The organism is Hansschlegelia beijingensis (genome assembly GCF_045505405.1).
GTDB classification, from domain to species: Bacteria; Pseudomonadota; Alphaproteobacteria; order Rhizobiales; family Methylopilaceae; genus Methylopila; species Methylopila beijingensis_A.
In genome coordinates this window covers 1-20,995 of record NZ_JBJKEX010000023.1, presented here as the reverse complement: position 1 = coordinate 20,995, position 20,995 = coordinate 1, and the positions used below count along the sequence as shown (strand labels likewise).

Genomic DNA, 20,995 nt, shown 5'->3' with positions numbered 1-20,995 from the left:
GAGCCCGAACGCGCGGGGCGGATCCTTGGCGCCGGCGCCGACGGCCGCTCCGGCGCGCAGGGAGAAATCCGCTACCGGGTGGCCGAAGGCGCGACGCCCGACGCCTCCGAGGTGATCCTGACCGTCGGGTACACGCTCAAGGGACCGCTCGCACAATTCGGGCGGCCCGGGCTGGTGCGCGACGTCGCCGGGCGGCTGACCGCCGAGTTCGTCCGAAACCTCGAGGACCGCCTGGCGGGCCGCGACCTCCCGCAGGACCGCGGCTCCCCGTCCTCCGGGCTCAATCCCCTTCGCCTCGTGACCGGCCTTCTGTTCGGCCGGATCTCGTCCTGGCTCAAGCGCATCCGCCCCGGCGGAGCGTCCCGATGACTTCCCGCCCCTGATCCCTAGGAGATCGCCATGCCGACCTATCGCATCGCATCGATCGCAGCCGTGGCCATGGCCCTTCTCGCGGGCCCTGCCGCCGCCGAAGACGTCATCAAGATCGGCGTCAACCAGCCGCTGACGGGGGCCTTCGCGGCCTCCGGATCCTATGTGGTCAACGGCGCCAAGATCGCGGCCGACGAGATCAACGCCAAGGGCGGCGTGCTGGGCAAGAAGATCCAGCTCGTCATCGAGGACAACAAGTCGAACCCGACCGAGGCGGCCGCGGTCGCCGAGAAGCTGATCACCAGCGACAAGACGCCCGTCATGATGGGGGCGTGGGGGTCCAGCCTGACGCTCGCGGTCCTGCCGAAGCTCGAGGAATACGAGATCCCGATGCTGGTCGAGACCTCGTCGTCGGGCAAGATCACGACCTCCGGCAACCCGTTCGTGTTCCGCATCTCGCCGCCGTCCGCGCTCGAGGCGGAAGCCTTCGCGCCGATGGTCGAGAAGCTCGGGGTGAAGAAGGTCGACTTCCTCGTCATCAACAATGACTGGGGTCGCGGCGCGGCGGTCGACTTCGGCAAGATGCTGAAGGGCAAAGGGGTCCAGGTCGGCCTGACCGAGACGATGGACGCGGGCGCGCAGGACATGAGCGCCCAGCTCGCCAAGATCAAGGGAACCGACTCCGACACGCTCATGATCACGGCCGCCGTGGACCAGCTGACGCTGGTCTTCAAGCAGATGGCCGCGATGGGCGTGAAGAAGCGCGTCGTCACCACCGGCGGTTCGCAGAACCCCGACCAGATCCTCGCCCAGGCGGGCTCGGCAGCCGACAAGACGATGCATCTCACGACCTTCCTGCCCTGGTCGCCGGAGAAGACCCCGGACCCGAAGGCTACCGCCTACTTCCTCGGCGAGTGGAAGAGCCGCGGCTATCCCTTCGCCGGCTCGACGGAGAGCTTCCGCGGCTATGACGGCGTCCGCACCATCGCGGCGGCGATCGAGAAGGCCGGCTCCACCGACCCCAAGGCGATCCAGAAGGCGTTCTGGGACGTCAACTTCACCGGCCTCAATGGTCAGATCGCCTTCGCCAAGGCCGGGCCCGAGGGCAAGGAGAGCGGGCAGAGCAAGCCCGGCGTGTACCTGATCGAGATCGCCGACGGCGCGATCGGCGAGGTCAAGCTCTAAGGGGCGCCGCGAAGGGAGTCCGTCCGTGGACCAGTTCCTCCAGCATCTCGTCAACGCCATGGTCCTGGGCGGCGCATACGCGCTGCTCGGGATCGGCCTGACGCTGATCTTCGGCATCATGAACGTCGTGAACTTCACCCACGGCGCGCTCTACACCTTCGGCGCCTACGCGATGTTCATCGCCTCCACGGCTCTGGGGCTCAACTTCTTCGTGGCGCTGCCGTTTTCGATCGTGGCCGGGCTCGCGCTCGGCGCCGCGATCGAGCTGACGCTGCTGCGGCCGCTCAGAGGCGCCGACATCGACACCACGATGCTGGTGATGATCGGCGCCGGGATCATCCTGCAGTCCGGCACGCTCTGGATCTTCGGCGGGGTCGCGAAGGCCATCCCGTCGCCCTTCCCGGACGCGCCGCTGACGCTCGGCTCGGTCTCGATCTCGTGGCTCAGGCTGTTCGTGCTGGTCGCGGCGGCCGCGCTGATCGCGCTCGCCTACGCGCTGATCAACGGCACGCGGCTCGGCCGCGCGATGCGCGCGACGTTCCAGGACTCCGACGCCGCCGCGCTGATGGGGGTCAATGTGCGCTTCATCTACACCGCGACCTTCGCCCTCGGCTCCAGCCTCGCGGCCGCGGCCGGCGCCTTGCTCGGCCCGGTCTATGTGGTGTTTCCCCAGATGGGCGACCTCGCCGCCGTGAAGGCCTTCGCCATCGTCATCCTCGGCGGGCTGGGCTCCATCACGGGCGCTGCGCTCGGCGGCTTCATCCTCGCGCTCGCGGAGGAGTTCGGCGCCGGCTACGTGTCGTCCGGCTACCGCGACGCGATGGGCTTCCTGATCATCATCGCCGTGCTGCTGGCGAAACCTACGGGCCTGTTCGCCCGGGCGGAGCGCGTCGGATGACCCGCTATCTGCCCCCCGTCATTCTCGTCGTCCTCGCGCTGCTGCCGCTCGTGCTCAAGGACCCCTATCTCCTCAACGCCCTGATCACCGGCGGCATCTTCACGATCGGGGCGATCAGCCTGAACCTGCTGCTCGGCTACACCGGCCAGCTCAGCCTCGGCCACATCGCGTTCTTCGGGATCGGGGCCTACGCCAGCGCGCTCACGACGCTCGGCTTCGACATCGGGATCGTCGGGGACTTCCGCATCGTCCATGAGGGCTGGCACCCGTTTGCGGGCTTCCTCGTCGCGATCCTTATCTCGGGCGCCTGCGGCTATGTCGTCGGACGGCTCTCGTTCCGGGTCCGCGGCGCGTATTTCGTGATCGTCACGATCTGCTTCGCCGAAGTCGTGCGCCTGGTCGCGCTGAACTGGGTGGAGCTCACGCAGGGGCCGCTCGCGCTCACCGCGATCCCGCAGATGAAGATCGGCTTCCCGGGCCTCGGCGAGATCACGCTGAGGACCAAGGCGCAGAACTACTACCTGATGCTCGCCGTGGCGGCGCTCGCCTATGTGGTCGTGGCGCGGCTGGTGAGCTCGCGCTTCGGCCGCGCGATGCGCGGGCTGAAGGAGAACGAGCAGCTCGCCATCTCGGTCGGCGTCAACGCCACCCGCACGCTCACCGTCGCGGCCGCCATCTCGGCCGCGATCGCGGGCGCGGCGGGCAGCCTCTACGCCCATTACTTCCGCATCATCGATCCCGATGTCTTCCTCTTCACCTACACGGTCACGATGGTGATCATGGTGGTGAGCGGCGGCAAGGGCGCGCTCGCAGGCCCCGTGATCGGCGGCCTGATCTTCGGCACGCTGCCGGTGGCGCTGCGACCCTACATGGCGCCGGAGGCGCAGTGGATCGTCTACGGCGCGGTGCTGATCGCCATCCTGTTCGTCATGCCGCGCGGGATCGCGCCCTACCTCGACGACTGGTTCGCGTCGCGCCGGCGCGCGCCCGCGCGATCGCCCGTCGCCCAGCCGCAACTCGAGGGCCAGCCATGAGCGCGAACGCGGCTCCGATCCTCTCCGTCGATCATGTCGGCGTGCGCTTCGGCGGGCTGGTCGCGATCGCGGACCTGCACTTCGACGTCCGGGAAGGCGAGATCCTGAGCCTCATCGGGCCGAACGGGGCGGGCAAGACCACCGCGTTCAACGTCGTCACGGGCTTCCTCAAGCCGACCCAGGGCGAGGTCCGCCTGCGCGGGACGAGCCTGTCGGGCCTGTCCCCGAATCGCATCAACCGGCTCGGCCTCGCCCGCACCTTCCAGCGCACCAGCGTGTTTCCGAACGACACGGTGACCGACAACGTGCTGATCGGCCTGCACCGCGAGGACCGCGGCGCGACCCTGCTCGAGGCGATCTTCAACCTGCCGCGCGAGCGCGCAGGCGAGGCCGCGCGCCGTGAGAAGGCGAGGGCGCTGATCGACTGGGTCGGCCTGTCCGCGCGCGCGGACGAACGGGCCGGCGCGCTCTCCTACGGCGAACAGCGGCTGGTCGGCGTCGCGCTCGCCCTCGCGACGGAGCCTTCCATGCTGCTGCTCGACGAGCCGGTGTCGGGCATGAACGCCTCCGAGACCCAGAACTTCGTGCGCCTGATCCGCTCGGTGCGGGACCGCGGCGTGACGATCCTGCTGGTCGAGCACGACATGCCGATGGTGATGGAGGTCTCCGACCGGATCGTGGCGCTGAACCACGGCAAGCTGATCGCCGACGGGACGCCGGACGAGATCCGCTCCGACCCCGCCGTGATCGAAGCCTATCTTGGCAAGAGCGCCGCCGCTCGCGAGGCCGAACGGGAGGCCGCCCATGCTTGAGATCCGTGACCTCGAATGCGGCTACGGGCCGGTCTCGGCGCTCAAGGGCGTCAGCCTCGACGTCGGGAAGGGCGAGCTCGTCGCGCTCATCGGCGCCAACGGGGCCGGAAAGTCCACGACCCTTCGGGCGATCTCCGGGCTCGTGAAAGCGCGCGCCGGGACGATCCGCTTCGAGGGCCAGGACATCACCGGGGTCGATCCCGCCCAGGTGCTCGCCGCCGGCATCGCGCATTGCCCGGAAGGGCGGCGCGTATTTCCCTACATGAGCGTCGCCGACAACCTCGCGATGGGCGCCTATCTCCGGAAGGACCCGATCCGCGTCCGGGAGGATTTCGACCGGGTCTACTCCGACTTCCCCCGCCTCGCCGAGCGCAGGCGCCAGGCGGCCGGCACGCTCTCGGGCGGCGAGCAGCAGATGCTCGCGATCGGCCGGGCGCTGATGTCGCGTCCGAAGCTCGTGATGTTCGACGAGCCGTCGCTCGGTCTCGCCCCCAGGATCGTCGAGCAGACCCTCGGCATCATCAGCGGCATCCGCGACGCGGGGGCGACGGTGCTGCTCGTCGAACAGAACGCCTTCGCGGCGCTCGAGATCTGTGACCACGCCTATCTGATCGAGACGGGTCGCGTCGTGAAGCGCGGGACGGGGGCCGATCTGCTCGCCGATCCGAACGTCCGGGAGGCCTATCTGGGCGGGTGATCGCCGGCGGGCCGCGGCCGCTGGGCCAGCCGGCGGGGGGAGCACCGGCTCCACCGCCTCCTCCCCGCAGGCTCACGCGGATTTCATAACGGACGGTATAATATATTTGACAGGGCGTCTCGCGAACCGTACCGACCGGTACCATAACGGTTGGTACAAATCGCTGCGTCGGGCCGGACCTTCGGCTCCACGCGCATACTTGGAGCGCACCATGTCGAATTCCCTCGAAGGCAAAGTCGCGGTCGTAACGGGAGGCAGCACCGGGATCGGCCTCGGGATCGCCAAGCGCTTCGTCTCGGAAGGCGCCACGGTGGTGATCACCGGCCGTCGCCAGGCCGAGCTTGACGCGGCGGTCGCCGAGATCGGCCCGAAGGCCTCGGCGTTCCGGGCCGACGTCGCCGTCCTGGCTGACCTCGACGCGCTTTACGCCGAGGTGGAAAGAACCCACGGCCGCATCGACGTGCTGGTGGCGAACGCCGGCGGGGGCAGTCTCGCGAAGCTTGGCGAGATCACCGAGGAGCATTTCGACAGCACGTTCGCGATCAACGTGAAGGGCGTTCTGTTCACGGTGCAGAAGGCCCTGCCGCTCATGCGGGCCGGCGGCTCCGTCATCGTCACGGGCTCGACGACCTCGATCATGGGAACCGAGGCGTTCAGCGTCTACAGCGGGACGAAGGCCGCCATCCGGAACTTCGTGCGGAGCTGGATCCTCGACCTCAAGGGCTGCAACATCCGCGTCAACGTGCTGAGTCCCGGACCGATCGACACGCCGGCTCTGCGCGGCGTCGCGGAGCAGGCGGAAGGGCTGATCGACTACCTCACCTCACAGGTCCCGCTCGGCCGCATCGGCGATCCCGACGAGACCGGCAAGGTGGCGGTCTTCCTCGCCTCGGACGCCTCCAGCTTCGTGAACGGCGCCGAGCTGTTCGTCGACGGGGGCATGGCCCAGTTCTGAGGCGGTGCCTCGACGTCCGGCGATCGCTCCGGACCGCGCGGGCCAGTTGGGGGGGCCACGGCAGGATCATCGAGCACTGGGACGTGCTCCAGATCCTGCCCAAAACATCCGCAAACCCGAACGGGATGTTCTGACCGGGCGGCGCCGCGCGTCCGCTTCTTCCGCGTGTCGCGCGTCCGCGTCGAGCCGGTCGGAACGCCCCGTCAGAAAAATTCGACAGGAAACCACGATGGAAAAGCCGGAATTCTTCGTCACGCCCGGCTATGGCGAGCGTCTGCGCGACCTGCTGCACTATTCGCAGGCGGTGAAGATCGGGAACCGCGTCGAGATCTCCGGGCAGGGCGGCTGGGACGACGACCTGCAGATCCCCGAGGCGCTCGAGGACGAGATCGCCCAGGCGTTCCGCAATGTCGAGCGGACGCTCGCAACGGCGGGCGCGGACTGGCGGCACGTCGTCCACGTCAACTCATACCACGTCGGCGGCTTCCCTCCGGAGGTGAACGAGACGATGAGCAGGCTCTATCGGCGCTACATGCCCGACCACGCGCCGATCTGGACGCAGACGGGGGTCGAGGCGCTCGGACTGCCGACGATGCGGATCGAGATCCGCGTGACGGCTATTCTCGGCTGATCGGCCCAGGGGCCGCCTTCGGCTCCCTGGACCGGCGAAAGGAACGCAACGCATGAAGACGATCGGCTTCCTGTCCTTCGGCCACTGGTCGCCTTCCGCGCAGTCGCAGACGCGTTCGGCCGGCGACACGCTGCTTCAGTCGATCGACCTAGCGGTCGCGGCGGAGGAGCTCGGCGCCGACGGCGCCTATTTCCGCGTCCATCACTTCGCCCGCCAGCTCGCCTCGCCGTTCCCGCTCCTCGCGGCGGTCGGCGCCAGGACGAGCCGCATCGAGATCGGCACCGGCGTGATCGACATGCGCTACGAGAACCCGCTGTACATGGCGGAGGATGCGGGCGCGGCGGACCTGATCGCGGGCGGCCGGCTGCAGCTCGGCATCAGCCGTGGGTCGCCCGAACAGGTAATCGAGGGCTGGCGCCACTTCGGCTTCGCGCCTGCCGAGGGCGAGACCGACGCCGACATGGGCCGCCGCCACGCCGAAGTCTTCCTCGACGTGCTGAAGGGAGAAGGCTTCGCCGAGCCGAACCCGCGCCCGATGTTCCCGAACCCGCCGGGATTGCTGCGCATCGAGCCGCATTCGCCCGGCCTTCGCGAACGCATCTGGTGGGGCTCGGCCTCCAACGACACCGCCGTCTGGGCCGCCAGGCAGGGCATGAACCTGCAGAGCTCCACCCTGAAGAAGGATGAGACCGGCGAGCCGTTCCACGTGCAGCAGGCGAAGCAGATCCGGGCCTATCGCGACGCCTGGAAGGAGGCCGGCCACGCGCGGACCCCGCGCGTCTCGGTCTCGCGCTCGATCTTCGCGCTCGTTGACGACCGCGACCGCGCCTATTTCGGACGTGGCGACGGCGACGACCAGATCGGAATCATCGACGACATGCGCGCGATCTTCGGCCGGTCCTACGCGGCCGAGCCCGACCGGCTCGTCGAGCAGCTGAAGGCGGACGAGGCGATCGCCGAAGCCGACACGCTGCTCCTGACGGTCCCGAACCAGCTCGGCGTCGCCTACAACGCCCACGTGATCGAGGCCATCCTGAAGCATGTCGCGCCGGCGCTCGGCTGGCGCTGACGTCTCCGCCGAGGCCGCGCCTCAGACGCCGTTGCGCTGGAGGAAATCCCCCATCCTTCGGGCGATCTCCGCCGAATGCGTCTCGAGCGCGAAATGGCCGGCGTCGATCAGGTGGATCTCGGCCTTCGGCAGGTCGCGCGCATAGGCCTTCGCGCCAGCGGGGATGAAGAACGCGTCGTTGCGGCCCCAGACCGCAAGCAGCGGCGGCTGATGCTTGCGGAAATAGGCCTGGAAGTCCGGATAAAGCGCGACGTTGGTGCGATAGCTCAGGATCAGGTCGAGCTGGATCTCCTGCGCCTCCGGACGGCGCATGTAATGCATGTCGAGCGTCATCCCGTCAGGCGAGACCCGGCCTTCGGGCGCGCCGTGCAGGTACTGAAAGCGGATCGCCTCGTCGGTCAGCGAGGCCCGGCAGGCTTCGCGGTTCTCGGGGGAAGGATCGCGCCAGTAGGCCTCCCAGGGGCCCCATTCCGCGCTGAAGCCTTCCGTATAGGCGTTGCCGTTCTGGCTGATGATCGCGGTGACGCGTTCGGGATGCGCCATGGCGAGGCGATACCCGGTCGGGGCGCCGTAGTCGAAGACGTAGAGGGCGTACCGGGTGAGCCCCATGGCCTCGACGAAGCCCTCCGCCACCTTCGCGAGGTTGTCGAAGCTGTAGTCGAACGAGGCTCTCGGCGGCGCGACGGTGTTGCCGAAGCCGGCGAGGTCAGGCGCGATCACGCGGTAGCGGTCGGCGAGCCGCGGGATCAGGTCGCGGAACATGTGGCCCGCGGTCGGAAATCCATGCAGCAGCAGAAGCACGGGCGCGTCCGCCCGGCCGGCCTCGCGGTAGAACACCGTCACGTCGCCGACCTGCCGGGTTCCGAAGCGTAGCGTGGTTTCGTCCTTGGATCCGGGCGGCGCCGGCGCCTTTTCGTCGGCCAGCGCGGCGGCGCTCGCAAGGCCGCCAAGGCCGATCCCGGCGATCGCCGACCGCCGCTCAAGACCTGTCCGCATCGTCGTCATGGCGTCTCCTCCTCCGGGTCCATGTCTCTCGGGGCGGAAGCTATGAGTTGCGGTTACTCGGCATAAGACGTCCAATCAGCAGTCTTTCATTTCAGGAACTGCAACGATGGACCGGCTTGAGGCCATGGCGATGTTCGTCGCGACCGTCGATCAGGGATCGCTCGCTGCGGCGGCCCGGACGTTCGCCTGCTCGCCCGCCAAGGTGACGCGGGCGCTGCAGATGCTGGAGGAGCGATCGGGCGAGCGGCTGATCCACCGCAACGCGCGGCGGCTGCGCCTGACGGACGCCGGCGAGCGGCGTCTCGCGGTGTACCGGACGGTGCTGGCCGAGCTCGAGGAGGTCGAAGGAGGGCGGTCAGGCGACCGTGTCGAGGGCGTCGTCGCCGTGACTGCGCCGGAGCTCTTCGGCCGGCTGCACGTCATGCCGGTCGTCGAGACCTTCCTGGCGCGGCACCCGGCGGCGCGCGCCCGGGCGTTGCTGCTCAACCGGATGGTCGATCTGGTGGAAGAGGGCATGGACGTCGCGGTCCGGCTCGCGCCGCTTCCGGATTCGGGGATCGTCGCCCGGAAGCTCGGCGAGGTGCGGAAGCTTGTCTGCGCCGCGCCCGCCTACCTCGAGCAGGCCGGCGCGCCGGCGACCCCGGCCGAACTGCAGCGCCACGTCTGCATCGGGGAGGAAGAGGGCGACGCCGGGACGCTCTGGCGCTTCGCCGAGACCGGCGCGCGGCGGAGCGCGACGTTCTCGGTCAACATCCGGCCGCGCCTGGCGCTGAACTCGGCCGGGACCTCGATCGACGCCGCCGTGCGCGGGCACGGAATCTGCCGGGCGCTGTCCTATCAGGTCGCCGAGCACGTCTCGGCGGGCCGGCTCGTGACGCTGCTCGACGCGTTCGAGCCCGAGGCGACGCCAGTCAGCCTCGTGTTCCACCCTGTGCCCCGCCGCAACGCGACCCTTCGCGCCTTCATCGAGCACGCCGCGCCGCGCCTCCGCGACGATCTCGCCGCGGTCGCGCGCCGAATCTGACCGGCGCGCGGGTCAGATCTGGTCCAGCCGGCTAGCTGGAGACGCGCGGAGTCGTGATAGAGGGCCAGAACGGCGGAGGGCCCGGCAGCCTAGCAGTCGTGCAGAATGCTGCTGAAGCGGGCGCCAGCGGGGGGAAGATGAGCGCGCCCATTCCGAAAAGAGAAGCGCAGGCAGCCGCTTAGGCGAATGCCTCGGCGAATTCAGCATGTTTACGATGCATAATGTTTTGGCTTGGGCCTCTCACTCCCGGTCCGTAAGCTGCTCACCGTAATGTTGTGGGGAACTTATGACACTGTTCAGGGCCAACGCCGGCTCCGACGCTTCGTCAACGAAGATCGCGATGCACGAGACCACCTTGCGCGGCAACCAGGCCTACGACCTTCTGCGTCGGGAGATCGTGTCCTGTCGCATCATGCCGGGCGCTCGCTTCACTGAGCCCGAGATGATGGAGCGTCTGCAGGTCGGAAAGGCGAGCCTCAGGATCGCCCTGCAGCGGCTCACCGAGGGCGGGCTGGTGACGTCGATGCCGCGCCACGGCTATCGGGTGGCGCAGGTCACCGTGAAGGACGTGGACGAGGTGTTCTCGCTCCGCATGGTGCTTGAGCCGCTGGCGGCCCGGCTTGCGTCCGGACGGGTGAACCGCGCCCAGCTCGAGCGCCTGGAGAATGCGTGCCGCGGCCAGCTTCCGGGCGACGTGGGCAACCAGATCGATTTCTTCCTCGAGGCCAACCGGTCCTTTCACATGGCGATCGCCATGGCGTCGGGCAACGACCGCCTCTGCCGCGCGCTCTCCGGACTGCTGGACGAGATGACCCGTCTGGTGGCCCTCGGTTTCGGCGTGCAGCGGGTGCGGCCCAACATCGAGAACGATCACACGCTGATGATCAGACATCTTGTGGCGGGGGACGCCGACGCGGCGGAAGAGGTCGCGCGGCGGCACGTCGAAACGTTCCGCGATATGGTCATGGAGAAGGTCATTGCGAGCCTCAAGGAGGCCGCCGCAATCGTCCCGGTCGGCGCTCCCGCCGTTGGTTGGAAAGGCTGATCCGGATGGCCTCCGTCAAAGTACAGTGCGTCAGCAAGTGGTTCGAGCGCAGGGACGGCGAGAGCCTTCACGTCCTGCAGAACATCGACCTTGAGGCGCCCGAAAAGACCATCACGGCGATCGTCGGCGCCTCGGGCTGCGGCAAGTCCACGCTTCTCAACATCGTGGCGGGGCTCATAGAGCCCGATCGCGGCTGCCTGTTCCTGAACGGGGTCAAGGCGAGCGAGTTCAAGGACTGGCGCTCGATGACCTACATGTTCCAGGAGGATCGCCTGCTCCCCTGGCGCACCGCCGCCCAGAACGTCGCCTTCGGTCTCGAGGCCGCCGGCGTCGGCCGGGCCGAGCGCAAGAAGCGCGTCGCCGAAACGCTCGAACTGGTGGGCCTCTCGCAGTTCGCCGACGTTTTCCCGCACGAGCTTTCGGGCGGCATGCGCAGCCGCGTGGCGCTCGCCCGCAGCCTGGTGACGCGTCCCACCCTTCTGCTGATGGACGAGCCGTTCTCGAAGCTCGACCCCACGATCCGCGAGCAGATGCACGCCGAGGTGCTGCGGATCGCCGAACTCATGTCGATGACGATCCTGTTCGTCACCCACGACGTCGAAGAGGCTGTCGTGCTCGCGAGCAGGGTGGTGGTGCTGAACCCGCGTCCGGGCCGCGTCCGCGAGACCCGCACGATCGATCTTCCTTATCCCCGCGACCGCACCTCCGCGGAGGTCCAACAGGAGGCGCGCTCCCTGCGCGAGAGCCTTTGAGCATGCCGGTGCCCGCCGCGACGCCCCTCGTTGAAAAACGGCCGACTGACGGCCCCAAGGCCAGCTATAGCCAGGGCGCCCGCGAGAAGCGGCTCCGCGTCCTCTCCATGCGCGTGCTGCTGCTCGTGCTGCTGCTCGTCATCTGGCAGGTCGCCTCGCTCGGCACGGCGCCGTTCGTGCTGCCGAGCCCGGGGCGCGTGTTCGAGGCCTGGTGGAGCCTCGTGGTGACCGCCGGCTTCTGGCGGGACTTCGGCATCACGTTCTGGCGCGTGCTGATGGGCTTCGCGCTCGCCGCCGCGATCGGCGTCCCGCTGGGCGTCCTGCTCGGCGCGAACGAGAAGCTCGGCGAGTTCTTCGAGCCCGTGCTCACCGTCGTGAACACCGTGTCGTCGAGCATCTGGGCGATCTTCGCGCTGATCTGGTTCGGCCTGTCCGACTGGACCACGATCTTCGTGGTCTTCATGACCGCCATGCCACTGATCCTGACGAATGTCTGGCAGGGCACCCGCACGGTGAACGCGGACTTCGTCGAACTGGCGCAGACCTTCCGCATGTCGCGCCTGCAGGTGATGCTCAAGATCTACCTGCCGACGATCCTGCCGCCGTTCTTCGCCGGCGCGCGCCTCGCCTTCGGGTTCGGCGCCCGCGTCAGCCTGGTGGCCGAGACTCTCGGGGCGTCGAGCGGCATCGGCTATCGGCTGCGCCAGGCGGCCGACCTCGTCCAGACCGATCAGGTGTTCGCATGGACCCTGACGCTGGTCGCGCTGATGATCGCGATCGAATCCCTCGTCCTCAAGCCGCTCGAAAGCCGCCTCTTCGCCTGGAAGAAGAAGGCCGGCAACCAGTGAACTTCTCACCCGTGTTCGGCAACGAAACTTTGGAGCAGCAGTCGTGAAGCGCATTGCAATGTTCGCCGCCGCCTTCGCGGCCGTTCTCGGGGCGGCCGGACCGGCCCACGCCGAGAAGGTCCGCATCGGATACTGGAGCTCGGGCGTCAGCCTCGGCTTCGGAGCGGTGCTCGAGAGCGGCAAGTTCATGGAGGCTGAGGGCCTCGACGTCGAATACGTCAAGTTCCCGGACGTGAACGCGCCGACCAAGGCGATGGCGGCGGGCGCGATCGACTTCGCGATCGGCGCTCCGGCGGCGGCCTCCATGAGCGTGGCGGCCGACGGCCTGCCGATGTCGATCATGCTGGCGACCCAGATCGCCGAGCTCGACTTCGTGGTGCCGGAGGACAGCCCCATCAAGTCCATGGAGGACCTGAAGGGCAAGAAGATCGGCGGCTCGCCGGCCGGCAGCGCGACGGCCGCGATCATGGCCGCGATCCTCGAGAAGAACTATGGCTTCAAGCCGGGCGACTACACGCAGGTGCCGGGCAACGACCCGCGCCTCGCGCAGTTCCTCGTCCAGAAGGACATCGACGCCGCCTCGCTGCGCACGGTCACGCTCGCGCTCATCAAGGACGTGAAGCTCCGCAAGATCGGCTCGTTCCGCGACGAGTGGAAGAAGCTCTCCAAGGCCGAGGCCGCACCCGTGCTCGGCGTGGGCCTGGTGCGCAACGAGTGGCTGAAGGCCAATCCCGAGGCCGCCGCCAAGATCGTCGTCGGCATGCGCAAGGCCTACGAGTTCGGCAAGGCCGACAAGGCGGCCGTCGCCAAGGCGCTCGTCCAGGCGGCCAACATGAAGGAAGACGACGCCAAGGCCTATGCGGCGCTCTGGGACGGCATCTACTCCGTCTCGATGGAGCCGGCCGACCTGGCGTCTCTGAAGACCGAGTTCGAGGTGTTCAAGTCCGTCGGCGCCGTGAAGGGCGCTCTGCCGGACGCGGCCCTCGTGACTGCGCCCTACGAGGCGTCCAAGGCCATCAAGTGACGGCCGCCCGCACCTAGTTCCAACGACAAGCGCGCAAGCGCCGCAAAAGAGAAAGCATCGAAATGACTGCGACCATGAAGGCTTTGCTGCTGAAGCAGCACGGCGACGTCACGGATTTGACCGTCGTGGACGACTATCCGGTCCCGACGGCGGACGCCGGCCATGTTGTGATCCGCGTCGGAGCCTCCTCGTTCAACTATCATGACGTGTTCACCGTGAAGGGCATGCCGGGCATCAAGGTGCCGCTGCCGGTGATCATCGGCCTCGACATGGCCGGCGAGATCACCGAGCTCGGCGAGGGCGTCACGGGCTGGAAGGTCGGCGACCGCGTGCTCGTCAACCCGCTCTATCCGGGCAAGGGCCTGATGGGCGAAATGCTCGACGGCGGCATGGCGCAGTACTGCAAGGTCTCGGTCGGCCAGCTGATCCGCATGCCCGACAAGGTTAGCTTCGTGGACGCGGCCTCGCTCCCCGTCGCCTACGGCACCGCGCACCGCATGCTGGTTACGCACAAGACGGTGAAGGCTGGCGACAAGGTGCTGATCCTCGGCGCCTCGGGCGGCGTCGGAACGGGCTGCGTGATGCTCGCCAAGCAGCTCGGCTGCGAGGTCATCGCCTGCGCCGGCAGCCAGGACAAGATGGACCGGCTGAAGGAGCTCGGCGCCGATCACGTGGTGAACTACCGCGAGACCGACTTCTCCAAGTGGGCGATCGAGAAGTACGGCAAGCCGCAGCGCCGGAACTATGAGGGCGGCGTCGACGTCGTCATCAACTTCACCGGCGGCGACACCTGGGCGCCCTCGCTCAAGTGCGTGAAGCGCGGCGGCTCGATCCTGGTCTGCGGCGCCACCGCCGGCCACGATCCCAAGGAAGACCTGCGCTACATCTGGAGCTTCGAGCTCAAGGTCATCGGCTCGAACTCCTTCTACGACGACGACCTCGCCGCGCTCATGGACATGATCCAGGAGGGCACGCTGAAGCCGGTGGTCGACAAGGAGCTCAGCCTCGAAGAGGCGGCCGAAGGCCTCCGGATGATCCGTGACCGCGAGGTCATGGGCAAGATCGTGGTGACGCCGTGAGCGAGGCTCCCGTGCTGACCGCCGCCGAGGTCGAGGAGAAGCTGCTGCGTGGGCCGTTCCACCAGTGGCTTGGACTCAAGGTCGTCTCCGTCGGAGACGGCGAGATCGAGCTCAAGGCGACCTGGCGGCCCGAATGGGTCGTCAACGCCGAGCGCGGCTATGTCCATGGCGGCATCCTGGCGACGCTTGTCGACCTGACCGCCGACTGGGCGCTCGTCTCGAAGACCGGCCGCGGCGTGCCGACCGTCGACCTGCGGGTCGACTATCATCGCGCCGCCATGCAGGGCGACCTGACGGCGAAGGGCAAGGTGGTGAAGTTCGGCGGTACGCTGTCCGTCGCCGAGGCCCAGATCCTCGACCAGGAAGGCCGCCTGCTCGCCAGCGGTCGCGGCGTCTACATGACGGCGCCCGCCAAGTGACCACGACGCTCGACCACGTCGTGGTCAATGCGCTGCGCGGCATGGACGCGGCGGCCGAAACCTTCGCGGCGCTCGGCTTCACGCTGACGCCGCTCGGCCGCCACTCGCTCGGCTCCATCAATCACCTGATGGTGGCGCCGGGCGCCTATCTCGAGCTGGTCGCGGTGCCGGAGACCGGCAAGCAGCGCCAGGAGGTGCTGGACAGCCCGTTCGGGCTCAGCGGCCTCGTCTTCAAGACCGACGACGCCGACGCCGCCTATCAGCGGCTGTCGGCGGCGGGCTTGTCTCCGACGGAGCCGGTCGCGTTCTCGCGGCCGGTCGAGATCGACGGCGAGGCGCGCGACGCGCGCTTCCGCACCGTGCGGGTGGCGGGGGAGCTGTTCCCCGCCGGCCGCGTCTATTTCTGCCAGCACCTCACGCCGGAGCTCGTCTGGCGTGAGGAATGGCTCGAGCACCCGAACGGCTTCGCGGGTTTCGACCGGATCGAGGTCGCGGCCCCGGAGCCGGAGACCGCCGCCGGACGCTACGCCGCGGCGGCCGGCCGTCCCGCCGACGCCGCGCCCGACCTGTGGCGCGTGACGGTGGACGATTTCCATATCGACGTCGTCCCCGGCCAACGGTCCCGCTTCACGAAGCTCGGCCTCAAGTTCCGGCGGCTCGATCGACTGGAACAGGCCGCGACGGGGCTGACCGGGGTGACGTGGCGACGGATCTCGGCCGACGCCGGGCGCCTCGACATCGCCTCGCTCGAGCTGAGCCTCGAATGCCGGAGCATCGCATGACCACCGCCCGCAATCTCGGAGACATCCTGAGTTCGACCGTCGATCCCGAGAGGATCGCGATCATCGGGATCGACGCCGACCAGTCCGAGACGATCCTGACCTATCGCGAGCTCGACGCTCGCGCTGACGCCTTCGCGCGCGGCCTGGTCAAGCATGGGCTCACGCGCGGCGACCGCATCGCGATCGTGGCCGCGAACCAGCCGGACTATCTCGCGCTGATGCTCGGCGCCATGCGCGCCGGGATCGTGGCGGCGCCGGTCAACTTCAAGTTTCCCAAGGCGACCATCACGCATGTGATCACCGACAGCGGCGCGCGCGTCGTGTTCTGCGACGCCGCGCGGCGCGAGCAGATCGGCGTGGACGTCGAGGTCGTGGATTTCGACGGGCCGACGCTCGCCGACTGGCTCGATCCCGCCGATTTCGATCCGGTCGCGCCGGAGGCGCGCGAGTCCGCGCTCATGCTCTACACCTCCGGCTCGACCGGGCGGCCGAAGGGCGTGCTGCTCAGCCACGCCGCGCATGTCTGGGTGGTCGAGGCCCGCATGGCCGACGACGACCTCTCGGGCGACCGCGTGCTGATCGCGGCGCCGCTCTATCACATGAACGCGCTCGCCAACGCGCTGCTGTCGCTTGCCAGCGGCGCCACGGTCGTGCTGCTGCCGCAGTTCCAGGCGCGCGCCTTCATCGAGGCGATCGGCCGCCATCGCTGCACCTGGGCGACCGCCGTGCCGCCGATGATCGCGATGATGCTGCGCGAGAAGGAGGCGCTGTCGCACGCCGATCTGTCGAGCGTGCGCGTCGTCCGGATGGGCTCCGCGCCCGTCAACGACACGCTCGCCGGCCAGATCCGCGAGCTCCTGCCGAACGCGCGCATCATCAACGCCTACGGCACCACGGAAGGCGGCCCGGTCGTGTTCTACGGCCAGGGCGACGAGCCGGCTGGCTCGGTGGGCAAGCCGCACCGGGGCGTGGAGGTGCGGCTGGTCGGCGAGGACGCGCCCGAAAAGGGCGTGCTCCAGATGAAGAGCCCGGCCATCATGCTCGGCTATCACAACCGGCCGGACGTCCGCTCGCCGATCACCGACGACGGCTTTTACGACACCGGCGACGTGTTCCGCCGCGACGAGGACGGCTTCTATTACTTCGTCGGCCGCACCGACGACATGTTCGTCTCCGGCGGCGAGAACATCTTCCCCGGCGAGGTCGAGGCGGTGCTGGAGACGCATCCCGAGGTGCTGCAGGCGAGCGTCGTGCCGGTCGACGACGACATCAAGGGGCAGAAGCCGGTCGCCTTCATCGTCCGCAAGCCGGGATCGACCATCGACGAGCAGGCCATCAAGGCCTTCGCGCTCGAAAACGCGCCGGCGTACCAGCACCCGCGCCGGGTCTGGTTCCTGGACCAGATGCTGCTGGCCTCGACCAACAAGATCGACCGGGCGGCGCTGCGCGCGCGCGCCGAGGCGGAACTGAAAGCTTCCTGATGCTTGCGATCAAAGAGAAAGAAGGACGGTCGGCGACCGCGGAGGCCGATCGGCGCGCCTGGGTGTCGCGGGCGATCTTCAAGATCGAGGCCGACGTCAACCGCTCGGCCGACACGCATCTCATCCGCGTCGAGCTCCCCCGGACGCCGGGCATCGCGCTCTATGTGAAGGACGAGTCGAGCCACCCGACCGGCAGCCTCAAGCACCGGCTCGCGCGCTCGCTGTTCCTCTACGCGCTGTGCAACGGTTGGATCGGGCCGGAGACCACCATCGTGGAGTCCTCGAGCGGCTCCACCGCGATCTCCGAGGCCTATTTCGCAAAGCTGCTCGGCCTGCGGTTCGTCGCCGTGATGCCGCGCCGGACGGCGCGCGAGAAGATCGCCGCGATCGAGTTCCATGGCGGGCAGGCGCATCTCGTCGACCACCCCGACGTCTCGGGCGAGGCCGAGCGGCTGGCGGCCGAGATCGGCGGCCACTTCATGGATCAGTTCACCTACGCGGAGCGGGCGACCGACTGGCGCGGCAACAACAACATCGCCGAGTCGATGTTCGCGCAGCTTGCGCTCGAGGCCCGGCCGACCCCGGACTGGGTGGTGTGCGGGGCCGGCACCGGCGGCACCTCGGCCACGATCGGCCGCTACATCCGCTACCGGAAGTTCGACACCTCGCTGTGCGTCGCCGATCCGGAGTGTTCGGTGTTCCACCGGCACTACGCCGAGCGCTCGGTCCGCCGGGTCGACCGGTGCGAGAGCGTGATCGAGGGGATCGGCCGCGCAAGGGTGGAGCCGTCCTTCGTGCCCGACCTCGTCGACCGCATGATCGCCGTTCCGGACGCCGCCTCGATCGCCGCCGCGCGGGTGGCGAGCTCGCTGCTCGGACGCTCCTGCGGCGGGTCGACCGGGACCAACATCTGGGCCTGCATGCAGCTCATCGATGAGATGAAGGCGGCGGGCCGGGAGGGCGCCATCGTGACGCTGCTCTGCGACAGCGGCGAACGCTACCGGTCGACGATTTTCAACGACAACTGGCTTGTCGAGCGTGGGTTCGATCTGGCAGGTCCGCTGGCGCGCCTCGACGCCGTGTTCGGCGGGGCGTGAGGAGGAATTCGATGACCCAGAGCTTCGACTGGACGGCCGGCTATTCCTCGCGCCGCATGCCCGTGTTCGGGCGCAACGTCGTCTCGACCTCGCACCCGCTGGGGGCCCAGGCCGGCCTCCAGACGATCTGGCGCGGCGGCAACGCCGTCGACGCGGCGATCGCCTCCGCCGCGGTGATGGCGCTGGTCGAGCCGTGCTCGAACGGCCTCGGCTCCGACGCCTACTGCATCCTGTGGGACGGCGAGAAGCTGCACGGCCTCAACGGCTCGGGCGGCTCGCCCGCCACGTGGACGCCGGACTATTTCGCGCGCAAGTACGGCGAGGGCCAGGCGCGCCCGCCGATGCGCGGCTGGGACAGCGTGACGGTTCCGGGCGCCGTCGGCGCCTGGGTGGCGTTGCACGACCGCTTCGGCAAGCTGCCCTTCGCGGACGTGCTCGCGCCCGCCATCGAGATCGCCGAGCGCGGCTATCTGTGCCCGACCGTCGTGCAGGGCAAATGGGCGGCGGCCGCCGCCGTGCCTGAGATCACGCGCCAGCCGGGCTTCGCCGAGATGTTCCTGCCGCGCGGCCGCGCGCCGGAGGTCGGCGAGCTGGTGACGCTGCCGGGCGCCGCCCGCATGCTGCGCGCGATCGCCGAGACGAACGGCGCGGCGCTCTATGGCGGCGAGATCGCCGAGGCCATGGAGGCGCATTCCCGCGCCAATGGCGGCTCCATGACGGCCAAGGACCTCGCGGGCTTCAAGGCGCAGTGGGTCGAGCCGATCGAGAAGACCTATCGCGGCTACACGGTCCACGAGATCCCGCCGAACGGGCAGGGGATCGCGGCGCTGATCGCGCTCGGCATCCTCGAGAATTTCGACCTGAAGGGGCTGAGCGCAGATGGCGTCGACGCCACGCATCTCCAGATCGAGGCGATGAAGCTCGCCTTCGCCGACACCTATGCGCATGTGGCGGATCTCGAGCATATGCGGGTGACGCCCGCCCAGTTGCTCGATGATTCCTACCTCGCCGAGGCCGCCAAGCTGATCGACCCCAGTCGCGCGCAGCGGTTCGCGGCGCGGAACCCGGTCCGGGGCGGCACGATCTACCTCACCGCCGCCGACGAGAACGGCATGATGGTGAGCTTCATCCAGTCGAACTTCATGGGCTTCGGCTCCGGCGTCTGCCTGCCCGAATGGGGGCTCTCGCTGCAGAACCGCGGCCACGGCTTCCACCTCGACCCGGCGAGCCCGAACGTGGTGGCGCCCGGCAAGCGGCCGTTCCAGACGATCATTCCGGGCTTCCTGACCAGGGACGGCCGGCCGGTGATGAGCTTCGGCGTCATGGGCGGCAACATGCAGCCGCAGGGCCACCTCCAGACCCTGGTGCGGATGATCGACTTCGACCAGAACCCGCAGGCGGCCTGCGACGCGCCGCGCTGGCGCTTCAACGCGGGCCTCGACATCAACGTCGAGGCGAACATGGCAGGGGCGACCGTGGACGGGCTCGTCGGGCGCGGCCATGAGATCAGCGTGATCAACGACAGCTACCAGGATTTCGGCGCCGGCCAGTTCATCTGGCGGATGGGCGATCCGTCGGTCGAGGGCTACGTCGCCGCGAGCGACCCGCGCCGCGACGGCTACGCGGCCGTCGGCTGAACCCTTTCACAAGCACAGACACGAAGGAGAACGGCTGATGGCCGGAGAAGTCGAAGCGCGGCTCAGCGAGCTCGGGATCACGCTGCCGGAGCCGGTCGCGGCGGCGGCGAACTATGTTCCGGCGGTCCGCTCCGGGAACATGCTCTACATTTCAGGCCAGCTCCCGATCGGCCCGGGCGGCATGACGCTGACCGGAACGCTCGGCGCCGGCGTCTCGATCGAGGACGCTCAGAAGGCGGCCCAGCTTTGCGCCATCAACGTGATGGCGCAGGCCCGCGCGGCGCTCGGCGACCTCGACAAGGTGGCGCGCGTCGTGAAGCTGGTCGGCTTCGTGGCCTCGACGCCCGATTTCGGCGACCAGCCGAAGGTGGTCAACGGCGCCTCGGACCTGATGGTCGCGGCGTTCGGCGAGAAGGGCCGCCACGCCCGCTCGGCGGTCGGCGTGGCGGCGCTGCCCTTCGGCGCGGCGGTCGAGGTGGAAGCGGTCATCGAGATCGAAGCGTAGCGCGCAAGTTCTTCCCGCTGAGGCGGCATGCGCCTCAGCGGGAAGTCTGGGTTCCGGTCTGGATCAGATTTGCTCGATCCGTGACGTGACGATCGTCCCGGTGGGGCGCGATGACGGCCGATGAGCCGTCACCCTTATCCTGAGCGGCCCTGAAGCGCCTTCAGGCCGTGGAAGCCGGCTTCGAAATAGGCGAGCGGCGCGGCCTCGCCGGCGCTCGCGGCCACCACGCGGCCGATGAAGATCGCGTGGCTGCCGACCTCGTGGCGGTCTTCGACCAGGCATTCGAGATGCGCCGCGCAGCCTTCCAGCAACGGGCAGTCGCGAACGCCTGGCCGGTGCGGTGCGGCCTCGAAGCTCTTGGGCTCCGATCCGGCGAAATAGCTCGCAACCTCCTGCTGCGACTCCGCGAGGAAGTTGAGCGCGAAAGCCCCGCCGTGACGGATCAGGCCATAGGACTGGCTGCTCCGGCTGACGACGATCAGCACCGTCGGCGGATCGGCGGTGACGCTCGCGACCGCGGTCGCCGTCATGCCGTTCGCCACGCCCCCGCTGCTGCTGGTGACCACGACCACGCCGGCCGCGTGCCGGCGCATCGGGGCCTTCTCGCAGACCGGAGTGTTCTACCCGTTCTTCGGCGTGCTGCTGGG

Annotated in this window: 23 protein-coding genes and 1 pseudogene; 22 read left to right on the top strand and 2 right to left on the bottom strand. The window is 68.7% G+C overall.

The window, feature by feature from the left end; genetic code table 11:
* The 10 genes and pseudogenes from ACIKT0_RS03055 to ACIKT0_RS03015 form a co-directional block, all read left to right on the top strand.
* Positions 1-369, top strand: a 369-nt coding sequence (locus tag ACIKT0_RS03055) for an SRPBCC family protein (protein WP_474998492.1), incomplete at its 5' end; no start/stop codon positions are given.
* Positions 370-399: 30 nt separating this feature from the next.
* Positions 400-1,554, top strand: a complete 1,155-nt coding sequence (locus ACIKT0_RS03050; RefSeq protein WP_407103937.1) for an ABC transporter substrate-binding protein — start codon at positions 400-402, stop codon at positions 1,552-1,554.
* A 25-nt stretch (positions 1,555-1,579) separates the two neighbouring features.
* Complete coding sequence (locus ACIKT0_RS03045) at positions 1,580-2,452, top strand: branched-chain amino acid ABC transporter permease (protein ID WP_407103936.1); 873 nt, start codon at positions 1,580-1,582, stop codon at positions 2,450-2,452.
* The gene (locus tag ACIKT0_RS03040) at positions 2,449-3,486 is read left to right on the top strand and encodes a branched-chain amino acid ABC transporter permease (protein ID WP_407103935.1); all 1,038 of its coding nucleotides are present in this window, start codon (positions 2,449-2,451) and stop codon (positions 3,484-3,486) included. Before ACIKT0_RS03045 ends, ACIKT0_RS03040 begins: the two co-directional genes overlap by 4 nt.
* The gene (locus ACIKT0_RS03035; RefSeq protein ID WP_407103934.1) at positions 3,483-4,298 is read left to right on the top strand and encodes an ABC transporter ATP-binding protein; all 816 of its coding nucleotides are present in this window, start codon (positions 3,483-3,485) and stop codon (positions 4,296-4,298) included. Before ACIKT0_RS03040 ends, ACIKT0_RS03035 begins: the two co-directional genes overlap by 4 nt.
* Positions 4,291-4,995, top strand: a complete 705-nt coding sequence (locus ACIKT0_RS03030) for an ABC transporter ATP-binding protein (protein WP_407103933.1) — start codon at positions 4,291-4,293, stop codon at positions 4,993-4,995. Before ACIKT0_RS03035 ends, ACIKT0_RS03030 begins: the two co-directional genes overlap by 8 nt.
* A gap of 211 nt (positions 4,996-5,206) precedes the next feature.
* Positions 5,207-5,950 carry an SDR family NAD(P)-dependent oxidoreductase gene (locus tag ACIKT0_RS03025; protein WP_407103932.1) on the top strand — a complete coding sequence of 248 codons (744 nt, stop codon included), beginning with the start codon at positions 5,207-5,209 and terminating at the stop codon, positions 5,948-5,950.
* A 59-nt stretch (positions 5,951-6,009) separates the two neighbouring features.
* Positions 6,010-6,084, top strand: a pseudogene (locus tag ACIKT0_RS19985) (nuclear transport factor 2 family protein); the annotation flags it as partial.
* Positions 6,085-6,179: 95 nt separating this feature from the next.
* Positions 6,180-6,581 carry a RidA family protein gene (locus ACIKT0_RS03020; protein WP_407103931.1) on the top strand — a complete coding sequence of 134 codons (402 nt, stop codon included), beginning with the start codon at positions 6,180-6,182 and terminating at the stop codon, positions 6,579-6,581.
* 52 nt (positions 6,582-6,633) lie between these two features.
* Positions 6,634-7,650, top strand: coding sequence for an LLM class flavin-dependent oxidoreductase (locus tag ACIKT0_RS03015; RefSeq protein ID WP_407103930.1), 1,017 nt, complete (start codon positions 6,634-6,636; stop codon positions 7,648-7,650).
* Positions 7,651-7,671: 21 nt separating this feature from the next.
* Here ACIKT0_RS03015 and ACIKT0_RS03010 read toward each other — a convergent pair whose 3' ends face one another.
* Complete coding sequence (locus ACIKT0_RS03010; protein ID WP_407103929.1) at positions 7,672-8,655, bottom strand: alpha/beta fold hydrolase; 984 nt, start codon at positions 8,653-8,655, stop codon at positions 7,672-7,674.
* Between the two features lie 106 nt (positions 8,656-8,761).
* Between ACIKT0_RS03010 and ACIKT0_RS03005 the strand changes: the two genes are divergently transcribed.
* The 12 genes from ACIKT0_RS03005 (at position 8,762) to ACIKT0_RS02950 (ending at position 20,348) form a co-directional block, all read left to right on the top strand.
* Positions 8,762-9,679, top strand: a complete 918-nt coding sequence (locus ACIKT0_RS03005; RefSeq protein WP_407103928.1) for a LysR family transcriptional regulator — start codon at positions 8,762-8,764, stop codon at positions 9,677-9,679.
* A 286-nt stretch (positions 9,680-9,965) separates the two neighbouring features.
* Positions 9,966-10,724: a GntR family transcriptional regulator gene (locus tag ACIKT0_RS03000; RefSeq protein WP_407103927.1), complete on the top strand. Its 759-nt coding sequence runs from the start codon at positions 9,966-9,968 to the stop codon at positions 10,722-10,724.
* Positions 10,725-10,729: 5 nt separating this feature from the next.
* A complete protein-coding gene (locus ACIKT0_RS02995; protein WP_407103926.1) occupies positions 10,730-11,476 on the top strand; it encodes an ABC transporter ATP-binding protein in 747 nt (248 codons plus the stop codon).
* A gap of 2 nt (positions 11,477-11,478) precedes the next feature.
* Positions 11,479-12,324, top strand: a complete 846-nt coding sequence (locus ACIKT0_RS02990; RefSeq protein ID WP_407103925.1) for an ABC transporter permease — start codon at positions 11,479-11,481, stop codon at positions 12,322-12,324.
* Positions 12,325-12,367: 43 nt separating this feature from the next.
* A complete protein-coding gene (locus tag ACIKT0_RS02985; RefSeq protein WP_407103924.1) occupies positions 12,368-13,348 on the top strand; it encodes an ABC transporter substrate-binding protein in 981 nt (326 codons plus the stop codon).
* Positions 13,349-13,410: 62 nt separating this feature from the next.
* Positions 13,411-14,427, top strand: coding sequence for a zinc-binding dehydrogenase (locus ACIKT0_RS02980; protein ID WP_407103923.1), 1,017 nt, complete (start codon positions 13,411-13,413; stop codon positions 14,425-14,427).
* Complete coding sequence (locus tag ACIKT0_RS02975) at positions 14,424-14,846, top strand: PaaI family thioesterase (protein WP_407103922.1); 423 nt, start codon at positions 14,424-14,426, stop codon at positions 14,844-14,846. Before ACIKT0_RS02980 ends, ACIKT0_RS02975 begins: the two co-directional genes overlap by 4 nt.
* Positions 14,843-15,628 carry a VOC family protein gene (locus tag ACIKT0_RS02970; RefSeq protein WP_407103921.1) on the top strand — a complete coding sequence of 262 codons (786 nt, stop codon included), beginning with the start codon at positions 14,843-14,845 and terminating at the stop codon, positions 15,626-15,628. Before ACIKT0_RS02975 ends, ACIKT0_RS02970 begins: the two co-directional genes overlap by 4 nt.
* On the top strand, positions 15,625-17,109 hold the full coding sequence (locus ACIKT0_RS02965; RefSeq protein ID WP_407103920.1) for a class I adenylate-forming enzyme family protein: 1,485 nt from the start codon (positions 15,625-15,627) through the stop codon (positions 17,107-17,109). The genes ACIKT0_RS02970 and ACIKT0_RS02965 overlap by 4 nt, the downstream gene beginning before the upstream one ends.
* Positions 17,109-18,206, top strand: a complete 1,098-nt coding sequence (locus tag ACIKT0_RS02960) for a PLP-dependent cysteine synthase family protein (protein WP_407103919.1) — start codon at positions 17,109-17,111, stop codon at positions 18,204-18,206. Before ACIKT0_RS02965 ends, ACIKT0_RS02960 begins: the two co-directional genes overlap by 1 nt.
* Before the next feature lie 11 nt (positions 18,207-18,217).
* Positions 18,218-19,843, top strand: coding sequence for a gamma-glutamyltransferase family protein (locus ACIKT0_RS02955; RefSeq protein ID WP_407103918.1), 1,626 nt, complete (start codon positions 18,218-18,220; stop codon positions 19,841-19,843).
* A gap of 37 nt (positions 19,844-19,880) precedes the next feature.
* Positions 19,881-20,348, top strand: coding sequence for a RidA family protein (locus ACIKT0_RS02950; RefSeq protein ID WP_407103917.1), 468 nt, complete (start codon positions 19,881-19,883; stop codon positions 20,346-20,348).
* A gap of 134 nt (positions 20,349-20,482) precedes the next feature.
* Here the strand turns inward: ACIKT0_RS02950 and ACIKT0_RS02945 are convergent, their stop codons facing one another.
* Complete coding sequence (locus ACIKT0_RS02945) at positions 20,483-20,941, bottom strand: flavin reductase family protein (protein ID WP_407103916.1); 459 nt, start codon at positions 20,939-20,941, stop codon at positions 20,483-20,485.
* Positions 20,942-20,995: the final 54 nt, after the last annotated feature.